The sequence below is a fragment of the Malonomonas rubra genome, from assembly GCF_003247215.1.
Taxonomy (GTDB): domain Bacteria; phylum Desulfobacterota; class Desulfuromonadia; order Desulfuromonadales; family Geopsychrobacteraceae; genus Malonomonas; species Malonomonas rubra_A.
On the sequence record NZ_QKAP01000069.1, the window covers coordinates 23,398 to 32,727 of the forward strand.

Below are 9,330 nucleotides of genomic sequence, written 5' to 3' on the forward strand. Positions count from 1 at the left end.
AGTCGTTCGGGCTGTCGGTTTCAATCCTTTTCTCCCGCCACCCGAATTGATAAAAAAAGATCTAGTCCTTATTCTCTATCGGTTTATTCTCAGGCTTTTTCCCGGAACGTCGCCGAGGCCGCCGACGCCGGCGCTTTTGCCCTTCTCCGGCCGGCTTTTTCTCCGGTGGTTTCTTCCGCTTCGGCACCGCACGCTTGTAGTTGAAACAAAAGTCCTCATCGAGCGGCATCTCGCTGGGAATTTTCTCTCCCAGGTAGTCTTCGATGTCGGCCAGCTGATAAACCGTTTCTTCATCCGCGAAACTAATCGCCCGTCCCATCGCGCCGGCCCGTGCTGTGCGACCGATGCGGTGCACATAATCCTCGCAGTCCTGCGGCAGGTCGTAGTTGACAACGTGGGTGACGTTGTCGACATGGATACCGCGCGAGGCAACATCGGTGGCGACCAGGTGGGTAAGACTGCCGAGCTTGAATTGATCGAGGATGCGCATCCGCTTCTTCTGCGGGATATCACCCGAGATGAGCGCGCTGGCGATGTCGTTGGCATTCAACAGCCCGTCGAGCTTTTCCGCCTCCGCTTTGGTGTTGACGAACAGCATCACCCGCTCGACGCCGGTTTCTTTTTTCAGCAGACCGAGCAGCAGAGCAAACTTCTCTTTACGCGAAACATGATAGAGGAGTTGTTCAATATTCTCCGCCGCCACCTGCTCTGGTTCAATCTGCACCTTCTCGGCCAGATCCATGAACTCGTAGGCCAGTTCCATCACCCGTGCCGACAGAGTCGCGGAGAAGAGCATCGTCTGCCGTTTTTCGAATGGGGGCAACTTGCGCAGAATGTAGCGCAGGTCTTTGATGAAGCCCATATCGAACATCCGGTCGGCCTCATCGATAACCAACGCTTCGACCCGGCTCATCGAAAAGACCCGCTGTTTGTAGTAATCAATCAAGCGGCCCGGGGTGGCAACGATGATATCGACCCCGTCCTTTAGCGCCTGACGCTGTTTTTCGTAGTCGATGCCGCCGAAGATCGGCTGCACCTTCAAACCGGTATATTTTCCGAGAATCTCCGCATCCTTGCAGATCTGCACCACCAGTTCTCTGGTCGGTGCCATCACCAAGGCGCGCGGATTGTTGCTGGTTTCTTTTTCACTGGACAGCAGCTTGCAGAAGAGGGCAATTAGAAAAGCGGCTGTCTTGCCGGTGCCAGTCTGCGCCTGAGCGGCGACATCCCTGCCTGACAGCGCCAACGGAATCGACTCCTCCTGCACTGGAGTGAGGTTCTCGAAGCCCGCATCGTTAATTCCTTTCAATACCTGCTCAGGAAGGTCCAGTTCGGTAAATTTCATTTAAAACTCAACTCCCATGGCATCCGCCACAGTATGAATATCTTTATCGCCTCGGCCGGACAGGCAGACCAGTAGAATCTGCTCTTTCGGCAGAGTCGGGGCCAGTTTCATCACTTCGGCGATGGCGTGGGCCGACTCTAGGGCCGGGATAATTCCCTCAATACGGGTCAGTTTCTGGAAAGCAGCGAGCGCCTCGGTATCAGTGATCGAAGCATACTCAGCGCGACCGATATCCTTCAGATGGGCATGCTCCGGCCCGACTCCGGGGTAATCAAGACCGGCGGAAATCGAGTGCGCGTGATTAATCTGTCCATCTTCATTCTGCAGCAAGTAGGTCTTGTTGCCGTGCAACACCCCCGGTGCCCCGGCGGTAATCGATGCGGCATGCTTGTCGGTATCTACCCCCAAACCAGCCGCCTCGACGCCGATCAGCCGCACTGACTTATCCTTGATGAACGGATAGAAGGTACCCATTGCGTTGGAGCCGCCACCAATACAGGCGATCGCCACATCCGGCAGTCGTCCTTCCGTCTCCTGCAGCTGCTGCTTCGCCTCTTCACCGATCACCGACTGGAAATCGCGCACCAGCTGCGGGTAAGGATGGGGACCGGCGACCGTGCCGATCACGTAAAAAGTATCGCGTACGTGGGTCACCCAGTGGCGCAGGGCGTCGTTCATCGCATCCTTCAGCGTGGCGGTGCCGCTGGTGCATTCATGCACCTTGGCGCCGAGCAGCTTCATACGAAAGACATTGAGCGCCTGACGCCGGATATCCTCCTTGCCCATGAAGATTTCGCACTCCATGCCGAACAGGGCGGCGACCGTTGCAGTCGCGACACCATGCTGCCCCGCGCCAGTCTCGGCGATCACCTTCTGCTTCCCCATTCGCCGGGCGAGCAGAATCTGGCCGACGGTGTTGTTGACCTTGTGCGCGCCGGTGTGGTTGAGATCTTCCCGCTTCAGGTAGATCTTTGCGCCCCCCAGCTCCTCGGTCAGGCGGCGGGCAAAATAGAGCGGACTGGGACGACCGACGTAATTTTTCAGATAATAGTGAAACTCTTCCTTGAAGCTCGGATCGTTTCGGATCTCGTTATACGCCTCTTCCAACTCCAGCAAGGCCGGCATCAGGGTTTCGGCCACATAACGGCCACCATACTCCCCGAAATGTCCCCGTTCGTCGGGATACTGATAACTCATGGATTCCTCACTCGGCGGATAAACTTCGCCACTTTCTGATGATCTTTTTTGCCCGGGTACTCTTCCACGCCGCTCGACACATCGACCGCGTACGGCTTCACTTCGCGAACCGCAGCGGCAACATTGTCCGGAGTCAGCCCACCAGCCAGGATGATCGGTTTCTCGGCGGTCAACCTTTTCGCCAGTTGCCAATCGAACCGCTCTCCAGTCCCTCCGTATGCCTCGTCGCTCCAGGCGTCGAGCAGCAGTGCCGCAACCTGATACTTGTCGGCTCCTTCCAGAGAAGCGGCGTCTTTGACCCGTAGCGCCTTGATCACCCGCAACGGTTCGATAAAGCAATCCTCCGGTTTTTCGTCACCATGTAATTGTACGACATCTAACCGGGTCGCAGCCATAATTCGGCGGATGTGCGGAATCGACTGATTGACAAACAGCCCGACAGTGGTCACAAACGGAGGTAATTCGGCAACGATCTTCTGTACTTCTGCAGGGTTAATGGCCCGAGGGCTTTTCTCATAAAAGACGAAGCCGAGGGCATCGGCCCCGGCTTCGACTGCTTGCAATGCATCTTCGACATTGGTGATACCACAGATTTTGATTCGCGTATCGGCCACAACGGCTCCCTACATCTCGACTTTCGGCAAGGCACCCAGCGATTCCTGGATCGCCTCGTTCGGATACTCGTAGTTCTCAAGGCTGCCGGAGAAGAAGGCATCATAAGCTGCCATATCGACATGACCGTGTCCAGACAGGTTAAACAGGATTGTCTTCTCCTTCCCCTCCTCCTTCGCCAGCAAGGCCTCATCGAAAGCCGCACGAATAGCATGAGAAGATTCAGGAGCGGGGATGATCCCTTCAGCGCGAGCAAACTGGACCGCTGCCTCGAAACACTCGACCTGACCAACCGCTTTGGCTTCAATGACCCCGGCGTGGAGCAGCTGCGACACCAACGGCGCAGCACCATGGTAACGCAGACCACCGGCGTGGATACCCGGCGGCATGAAATCGTGTCCCAAAGTATACATCTTGGAGATCGGCGCCATCTTGGCGGTGTCGCCGTAATCGAAGTCAAAAACACCCTTGGTCAGGGTGGGGCAGGAGATCGGTTCGACGGCTAGAATCCGCACATCTTTGCCAGCCGCCTTATCGGCGATAAACGGAAAGCCCAGACCCGCAAAGTTGGAACCGCCACCGTGGCAGCCGATCACCACATCGGGATAATCGCCGGCGATCGCCATCTGCTCCTTCGCCTCCAAGCCGATGACGGTCTGGTGCAGGCAAACGTGGTTCAGCACGCTGCCGAGGCAATAGCGAGTGTCTTCGTGGGTTGCTGCATCTTCAACCGCTTCACTGATGGCGATACCTAGGGAACCGTTGCTATCCGGATCTTTTGCCAGGATCGCCCGACCGGCATTGGTCAGACTGGTTGGCGACTGCAATACATTGGCACCCCACAGCTGCATCATGCTCTTGCGGTACGGCTTCTGCTGAAAAGAGACCTTGACCATGTAAACAGTGCAGGCGAGGCCGAACATCTGGCAGGCCAGAGCGATCGAGGAACCCCACTGTCCGGCGCCGGTCTCACTCGCGATCCGCTTGGTCCCCTCAAGCTTGTTGTAATACGCCTGCGGAACCGCGGTGTTCGGCTTATGACTACCGGCCGGAGACACTCCTTCATATTTATAGTAGATCTTCGCCGGGGTGCCGAGCGCCTGCTCCAGGCGATGTGCGCGGAAAACCGGCGAAGGACGCCACTGCGCGAGGATTTGACGAACATCATCCGGGATATCAATCCAACGTTGATTCGACACCTCCTGCTCGATCAGCGCCATCGGAAACAACGGCAACAGATCGTCGGGAGTTACCGGCTGCAGGGTCCCGGGGTGAATGACCGGTGCCAGCGGGTCGGTCAAATCGGGAATGACATTGTACCACTGCTTCGGGATACGATCTTCCGGCAAAAGGATTTTTGTCTGTTTCACTTGAGGGCTCCACTATCCGAAGACAAGAGATTTCAATTTATCGGCAATATCTGCTTCACGCATCAGACTTTCCCCAATCAGGAAAGCCCCGGCACCTGCCGCCTGCAACCGCTCGATATCGGCCCGGCTGTTGATCCCACTTTCGGCCACTGCGAGCTGCTCCTTGGGAATCCGGCCGGCCAACTGCTCTGTGACGCCCAGATCGGTCACGAAGGTTTGCAGATTGCGATTGTTGATGCCGATCAGGTCGACCGGCAGTTTCAGCGCCCGCTCCAATTCTTCAGCGTCGTGCACTTCAAGCAGAGTATCAAGTCGCAACTCTTTTGCTTTTGCCGCCAGTTCGTTCAACTGCTCATCATTTAGCGCCGCGGCGATCAGCAATATGGCGTCAGCACCGGCCACCCGCGCCTCGACCACCTGATAGGGATCAATGACGAAATCCTTGCGCAGCAGTGGTAACGAAACCTGCTCGCGAATCGCGCCGAGAAAGCTCAGATGCCCGTAAAAATATTGTTCGTCGGTCAATACCGACAGACAAGTCGCACCACCATTTTCATAAGTAACGGCAATCTCGACCGGATCGAAATCGGCGCGGATAATGCCCTTTGACGGCGAGCCCTTTTTCACCTCGGTGATCAGCGCGGTGCCGCCGGAATCACGCATATTCCGCAACGCCCGGGCAAAGCCGCGCGGCCGATCCTCCAGGTCGCCGACCCGCCGTTCCAGTTCGCTGAGCGGTTCGAGCAGCTTTGCCGCCGCGACCTCTTCAACTTTGGTCTGCAGAATCTTATCGAGAATCATTGATTGGTCATTCTCACTAGCGCGTCGAGGGTTTCCTGCGCCTTGCCATTGTCGAGCACCGCCTGCACCATCTCGATACCTTCGCTAACCCCCACGGCCAAACCGGCAGCAACCATGGCATAGGCCCCGTTGAGCACGACAATGTCACGCTTCGGTCCCTTTTCACCGGCCAGAATCGCTTTGACAATGATGGCATTCTGCTCGGCATCGCCACCCTGCAATTCTTCCAGCTTGCAGCGTTCAAACCCAAACTGCTCCGGCTCGATGGTCTGCACCTCAACCGCGCCACCACCAATCGCCGCCACCAGGGTGGGTCCGGTCAGGGTGATTTCGTCCATACCGTCGCTGCCGTGAACAACAAACCCGCGCCGACAACCGAGGCTGAGCAGCGCTTTTGCCAACGGCTCGACAAGATCATCCTTGTAGACCCCTAGCACCTGCCGGTCGGCACCGGCCGGGTTGGTCAACGGGCCGAGGATATTGAAGATGGTGCGGACACCTATTTCACGCCGCGGACCTATGGCGTACTTCATGGCTCCATGCAGCGCCGGCGCGAACAGGAAACCGACGCCGATTTCGTCAACACAGTGGCCGACCGTCTCCGGCGACACGCCCAGATTTACCCCCAACTTCTCCAGCACGTCGGCACTACCGCAGGAAGAACTGATGCTGCGATTACCATGCTTGGCGACTTTGGCGCCGCAAGCAGCAACCGCGATCGCCACCGTGGTCGAGATATTGAAGCTCTTGGTGCCGCTGCCGCCGGTGCCGCAGGTGTCGAGGATCGTCTCACGATCAACGTTAATCTCGTCGCGGTCGAGATCTACCACGCCGCCGACCTTGATCGGTGTCGCATGGGCGCGCATAACCTTGGCCGCACCAACAATCTCGTCGATGGTTTCGCCCTTCATCCGCAACGCGGTAATAAAGGAACCGACCTGCGCCGGGGTTGCCTCGCCGCCCATAATCTGATTCATGGCGTCGATCATTTCCGCTTCGGTCAAATCCTGCCGCTCAACAGCTTTGGCAATCGCCTCTTTGATCATTTCCGTCTCCGCATCAATATCAGGTCAATTCAAGAAAGTTCCGCAACAGCCGCATCCCCTCGGTGGTAAGGATCGATTCCGGGTGGAATTGCATCCCCCATACTGGAAACTCCTTATGCTGCAGCCCCATAATTTCCTCCTCTTCCGTCCAAGCGGTAATCCGCAGACAATCGGGGAAGGTCTCTCGTTTGGCGATCAGCGAATGGTAGCGAGTCGCGGTGAAAGGGCTGGGGATATCTTTGAAGATGCCACTGTTGTCGTGCAGGATCGGGCTGGTCTTGCCGTGCATCAAACGATCGGCCCGGACCACATCACCACCGAAGGCTTCGGTGATCGACTGGTGGCCAAGACAGATGCCGAGGATCGGGATTTCACCGCCAAAACGTTTGATCGCAGCGACCGAGATGCCCGCCTCTTTCGGGGTACAGGGGCCAGGGGAGATCACCAGCCGCCGCGGCGCCATTTTGGTGATATCGTCCAAGGTCAGTTTATCGTTACGGATAACCTCCACCTCTTCGCCCAGTTCGAGGAAGTACTGCACCAAGTTGTAGGTGAATGAATCGTAGTTGTCGATCATCAACAGCATAATCTAGCTTATCCCACTGTTATTTATATGTTTTCGTCCAAAAAGAGGGCAATGGCACCCTCTTCCGTGCCCGCTTTCTCTTTCACTACCCACTCTTTTAAGCGACACAGAATAACAACCTCACCATAAAAAATCACCTTATTTATCCCCGTGTTCTGATTTCCGTCAGACCATTTCGCCATTCAGTCATTGTGGATTTCAATATTTGGAGGGTAGCGATGAGGTATTCGCGCATAAATGAATCACACCTTCACCGAAGCAACTGACAGGACCATCGAAGGTGGCCTAACGGTCGTGGGCTGGCCGGCATCATTGCAACAGGATGAATTTGACGATTTATCTCTTTCTAGCTTTCTAGCTCCTTTCTGCAATCAGGTGCATAACCTATCACCAAAGAATTACTCATTATTCTGGAACTGGTTATGATCGTTTTGGGAGCAGTCAACCTACCGCAAGTCGGAACTGCCATGGGAAAGAGCAGCTGCCACAAAAAAGGCTCAATAGTGAGGCCATTTTTTTATGGCAGCTATTTAGAAGGGATCTTGCTCAGACGACCACCTGCTTGGCATGGTAGGTACGGTAAAGGCGCAGGGTGTTGCGCATACACATCGCCACGGTAGCCGGGCCAACCCGAGGTATGAACAGTTCGGCAGCTTCTTCCGCCTCGGGGGTGAAGTTCTTGATGGTGGCAAAATTGAGGCAAATGGTGTGCGGGGAGAGCTCTTCTGCCTCGATCTTTGGAAAAGCCTTGGAAGGAACCCCGGTGATCACTATATCCGACTCTTTGAGAGCATCGCCACGGGAAATATGGATCTCTCTAGCCTGCCCACTCTCGTAGAGAAGTGGGCCGAACTCGTCAAAGGAATAGACCCTTGCTCCGTCGTTCGACATCATTACCGCCAACGGGCGGCCGACCACTTCACTGCGATTGAAAATAGTCACCGTCTTGTGCTCCGCCGGCCGGGTGCCACTTCCACCATAGGCTCCGTTGGCCTCGAGAACTTTCAGGGTTGCTAGGGCGGTGCAGGGAACCACTGCTTTGCCGACAGCCTCTGTTCCGTCGATGATCCGTTCATTTTCGTAAAGTTTGCGGATCCAGAAAGAATGCAGCCCCTCGATGTCCTTGCGGTAATCGACCACGTCCTTCAAATAGCGGTCCTGCTCGTTGCCGAAGATCGGATAGTAAACCATGATGCCGTGGATAGAAGGGTCTTCATTGGCTTTGACGATTGACTGTTCCAAGTCGAGCCGACTGCTGGTGCGCAATTCGTAGGCGATTCCCAGTTCTTCACAGGCGTTCTTGGTGTATTCAGCGTAGGTAAGGGAGGGGCCGTAGTCTCCGGCGAGAAAGCCAACGACCTTTAGTTGGGTGCCAAGAGCTCGAATCTCCTGTCTGATCTCCGCACGATAGCGTTCAGCGACAACTCTGGGTAGTACAAGCATTGGCAAACCTCTTTTCCTGGTAGGTGTATATAGACTGGTTACAGCTAAAAATGTTGTTTTTAAGCTTTAACCCAAGCCAAGTTATGAGTTTTCTGTTTTGATTTTAAATAGACGTTCCGATGATGAAAAAACAGGAACCTGAAAGGCTAGCACACGGTTTTTCCATGAGCAACCATGTATACGCACTCAGAATACAACTGCGGGGTCACGCTTGACCGAGAACATTCGCATTAAGTAGTGATTTTAAATTTCACACCTCCGACATTTGATGAGTCACAGATTTATTGTGGCCAGATTTCGGATTAGCTTAATCGCAAGCTAGGCATATATGTCTCTATAACATGCTCCGATGTTGTAGTTGCGATGGTCCCGGATCGGCCCCATTGGCACAAACTGTTCGGTCAGCAGAGGAGCGAAGCTATGCTATTTAGTACCACATGGGATTTGATATACAGGCTTTACAGAAATCAGTTTGGGAACATTCTTGCAGGTCTGTTGCTACTACTATGTGGCCATTGGACAAGCAATGGCGGCAGCGGACTGGCCACACTTGGTTCTCCAAAGACGGCACTCCAATATCATTTGAAGTTTACGGAGCTGGGGAACCAACTCTTGTATTTTGTGCGTGGTTGGAGTTGCGATGGCCGCTATTGGCGCTCAGGTGCCGGAATTTTCAAGAAATCATCGTGTTGTCGTTCTTGACTTTGCGGGTCATGGCAATTCGGGGATGTTGCGAACAAGATATACCATGGAAGCTTTCGGTCAAGATGTTCGAGCAGCAATAGATTGACGTTCTCTCCCCCTAGAAGGGGAAGATTCTTTCACGGGAACACCAAACTTAGGCAGCGCTAAGCGCGCCAACAAGAGGTTCAGCTTTAACCGGACTACTTAGGGTCACGTCGGGACCGTCTACGCAAGCCGGTGTAGGCA

9 protein-coding genes are annotated in these 9,330 nt (G+C 55.0%); 1 reads left to right on the top strand and 8 read right to left on the bottom strand.

The features are described from left to right. Positions 1 to 61: 61 nt before the first annotated feature. From Q7J88_RS06725 to Q7J88_RS06760, 8 genes are all read right to left on the bottom strand, one after another. A complete protein-coding gene (locus Q7J88_RS06725) occupies positions 62 to 1,345 on the bottom strand; it encodes a DEAD/DEAH box helicase (RefSeq protein ID WP_303721394.1) in 1,284 nt (427 codons plus the stop codon). After that, a complete protein-coding gene (gene trpB / locus Q7J88_RS06730) occupies positions 1,346 to 2,542 on the bottom strand; it encodes a tryptophan synthase subunit beta (protein WP_303721395.1) in 1,197 nt (398 codons plus the stop codon). Further along, the gene (locus Q7J88_RS06735) at positions 2,539 to 3,156 is read right to left on the bottom strand and encodes a phosphoribosylanthranilate isomerase (protein ID WP_303721396.1); all 618 of its coding nucleotides are present in this window, start codon (positions 3,154 to 3,156) and stop codon (positions 2,539 to 2,541) included. The genes trpB and Q7J88_RS06735 overlap by 4 nt, the downstream gene beginning before the upstream one ends. A gap of 9 nt (positions 3,157 to 3,165) precedes the next feature. Then, a complete protein-coding gene (locus Q7J88_RS06740; protein WP_303721397.1) occupies positions 3,166 to 4,524 on the bottom strand; it encodes a TrpB-like pyridoxal phosphate-dependent enzyme in 1,359 nt (452 codons plus the stop codon). 12 nt (positions 4,525 to 4,536) lie between these two features. Then, positions 4,537 to 5,325 (bottom strand): indole-3-glycerol phosphate synthase TrpC, encoded by a 789-nt coding sequence (gene trpC / locus Q7J88_RS06745; protein ID WP_303721398.1) that lies wholly within the window; start codon positions 5,323 to 5,325, stop codon positions 4,537 to 4,539. Then, on the bottom strand, positions 5,322 to 6,371 hold the full coding sequence (trpD, locus tag Q7J88_RS06750) for an anthranilate phosphoribosyltransferase (protein ID WP_303721399.1): 1,050 nt from the start codon (positions 6,369 to 6,371) through the stop codon (positions 5,322 to 5,324). The genes trpC and trpD overlap by 4 nt, the downstream gene beginning before the upstream one ends. 19 nt (positions 6,372 to 6,390) lie before the next feature. Then, a complete protein-coding gene (locus Q7J88_RS06755; RefSeq protein ID WP_303721400.1) occupies positions 6,391 to 6,957 on the bottom strand; it encodes an aminodeoxychorismate/anthranilate synthase component II in 567 nt (188 codons plus the stop codon). Between the two features lie 546 nt (positions 6,958 to 7,503). Next, positions 7,504 to 8,400, bottom strand: coding sequence for a bifunctional methylenetetrahydrofolate dehydrogenase/methenyltetrahydrofolate cyclohydrolase (locus Q7J88_RS06760; RefSeq protein WP_303721401.1), 897 nt, complete (start codon positions 8,398 to 8,400; stop codon positions 7,504 to 7,506). 640 nt (positions 8,401 to 9,040) lie between these two features. Here Q7J88_RS06760 and Q7J88_RS06765 point away from each other — a divergent pair. Continuing rightward, positions 9,041 to 9,190 carry an alpha/beta fold hydrolase gene (locus Q7J88_RS06765; RefSeq protein ID WP_303721402.1) on the top strand — a complete coding sequence of 50 codons (150 nt, stop codon included), beginning with the start codon at positions 9,041 to 9,043 and terminating at the stop codon, positions 9,188 to 9,190. The last annotated feature ends 140 nt before the right edge of the window (positions 9,191 to 9,330 follow it).